We start from the raw sequence: 2509 nt of genomic DNA on the forward strand, positions 1-2509 counted from the left end.
TTTTTTTTAATTCTCATTTTATACTCTCCTTAAAATTTTTTATATTTTAAATAATTAAAAAGTGATTGCCTTTGATTTGTTTTAATATTAGAAATATTTATAAGGAATGAAATATATAAGTTGCAATGATTAATAAATACAATTGGAGCAGAAAGCAGGCAGTCCGGCAGTCCCATTGGAGAAGGAAAATGCAAGCGGGACCCGTAACCTTGCGTCCCACTTAATCAAGTGGTTAACCTTTGTCAACTTAGAGCTTTTTTATTAGATAAACAGTCCACCTCCCGTAAAAATTACTACCTGAAATTCATGTATAAAATTCCTTTACTGTATTAATTAATTATCTGTAAAAGAATTTGATAAATAAAAAATAACCATAATTTAATGTATACTGTATGTAGTACAATATTATGGTTCATTTTGTTTATAAATGGACTTAATTTTCGCTCTATATTCTAAAATGGTTTAATTATGGATATAATTATTATATATTCTTATTTCTGTAATTACTGCTAAGATTATTATCAATACATTAACAAATGTTTTTTGTTGCTTTAAATATACTCTACTTATTTTAAAAAATCAATCTTTTTTTTAGAAGTTCTCCTTATACAATCCTTTTTCCAATATAAAAGGCATAACCGAAATACACTTTATGTTTGTAGTATAACTCTTTAACACAGCTGATAAGTTGAATTGAAAAAAATAATGGAAGAGAACCTTTCTTTGGAAGAATGCTTATCTTCAATTAAAATTATTAATCTTTCAAAAAAAACAATGATGAAATAGTAATAAGTAATCCAAAAAATAACCAGCTATACTGGTAATGACTCTGAATATCTGCAATATATCCAAATATTGTAGGCGATAATAACATTCCAATTCTTATCATAAGCAGTGCAAATCCAGTCGCCAAACCTGCTTTGTTACTACCAGCAAATTCCCCCACTGATGTCAGATAAACCCCGGGCCAACCAAGAACAAAAAAACCTAATATAAATGATAGGATAAATACTACCGTTAAACTCATTGACGGATGAATTAACAGAAGTCCAATAAATAGAAATACTATCCCCGTTGAGAATTCTATAATAAAAAGACTCTTCCTTCTATCAGTTTGATAAAACCTATCAGAAAAGCTCCCACAGATAATCAGCCCTATCATTCCACCCAGATGAAGAGTTGCAAATCCTACACCGGCCATTACTTTAGTCATATTCAGATCTTCAGAAAGAAAAACAACAAAGTGAGATAAGGTGGATCCTTCCGAAATACCGAAAATTATACCTAAAACACATAATCGAAATAGTGATTTATTCTTAATAAGGGATAAAATGTTGTACCTAAAAGAAGATCGTTTTTCTCCCTGATTTTCAGGAATATCAACAATATTTTTTATATAATTCTTTTCCTGATATAGTTTAAATATTAATGGTCCTATCAATAGTATAAAAACAGCAGTCAACAGAACTGTTATACGCCATCCCAGGATATTCCCAAGAAAAGGAAGGAAACTGGCTCCTACCATTCCTCCGATACCAAATCCTGTTTGTGTAAAACCCATTGATATAGCACGTTTTTCCCTGGTAGTTGTCAGTATAACTGCTTTTGTTACTGATGGCGTAATAAGACTAAACCCAAACCCTGCCAGAAAACCCATAAGTAATAAAAAATTATAAGTAGGTGACAGTCCATGAATTAATAAAAAAGCGCCCAAAAGCCCGATCCCAAGAAGCATTCCTTTTTTTGGTCCAATTTTATCGACAATTATACCGGTAAAAACAGAGATTAGTGCAGCACCGATAAAAAAGCTAGTTGAATAATAACCAATCTGAACTCTGCTTAAGACAAATTCTTCCCGGACAAATGGTAGCAAACCCAGAAATCCATTTTGTCCAATGCTTAAAGCAATATATGGAATAAAAAGAACAAAAAGAATTTTAATTAAATCGTACTTTGTATCTTTTTTTGGATTATCAGTCGATAGATTCAATATTTATTCCTATACTCATATTGTTAATGTTTAATTTTAATATTACAACTTAAATGGATAAAAAAGCAAAATAATATAATCTTGCGAGCATTTCATATCAATAAGAATATTGCCAATACTTTAAATATTGATTACCAAAAAACTTAAATTGCTATTAACAATGAAAAAAAATAACAAATGTTCCAAGCTCAATAAATATATTAAAAAAGTAATAAGAGGCAATGGTCTTAGAGTCAAGTAACTATTTTCTGTTTATATTGTAATCTTTCATTCTTTCCCCCTACTTACCTCAGGTAATAACCTACTTACATTTCTTCCCCAGGGGTACTTACCTGAAGTAACATGAATAATGCTAAGATGAATAAAACAATCTCTCAGGATTTCTCCTGGGAGAGAGGTTTTTAGTTTTCTGTTTTTAGTTTTTAGAAAAAGAGAAAATAATTTTTTACTCATAGCTGTATAGCCTGGAACAATGGAATAATGGAAGAATGCAAAAATGTTAATAAATATTGTAAATGT

The 2509-nt window shown here is 29.9% G+C and carries 2 protein-coding genes and 1 riboswitch; both genes read right to left on the reverse strand.

Translation table 11 applies throughout. From position 1 onward, the window contains the following. Positions 1–154 precede the first annotated feature (154 nt). Positions 155–248: riboswitch (cyclic di-GMP riboswitch) on the reverse strand. A 506-nt stretch (positions 249–754) separates the two neighbouring features. Beyond that, positions 755–1990 carry an MFS transporter gene (locus tag PHQ99_08660; protein ID MDD4289643.1) on the reverse strand — a complete coding sequence of 412 codons (1236 nt, stop codon included), beginning with the start codon at positions 1988–1990 and terminating at the stop codon, positions 755–757. A gap of 267 nt (positions 1991–2257) precedes the next feature. Continuing rightward, positions 2258–2509 (reverse strand): hypothetical protein (locus PHQ99_08665; protein ID MDD4289644.1); only part of this gene is annotated, 252 nt, incomplete at its 5' end.

Source organism: Atribacterota bacterium (assembly GCA_028703475.1).
In the GTDB taxonomy this organism is placed as follows: Bacteria; Atribacterota; Phoenicimicrobiia; order Phoenicimicrobiales; family Stramentimicrobiaceae; genus JAQVMU01.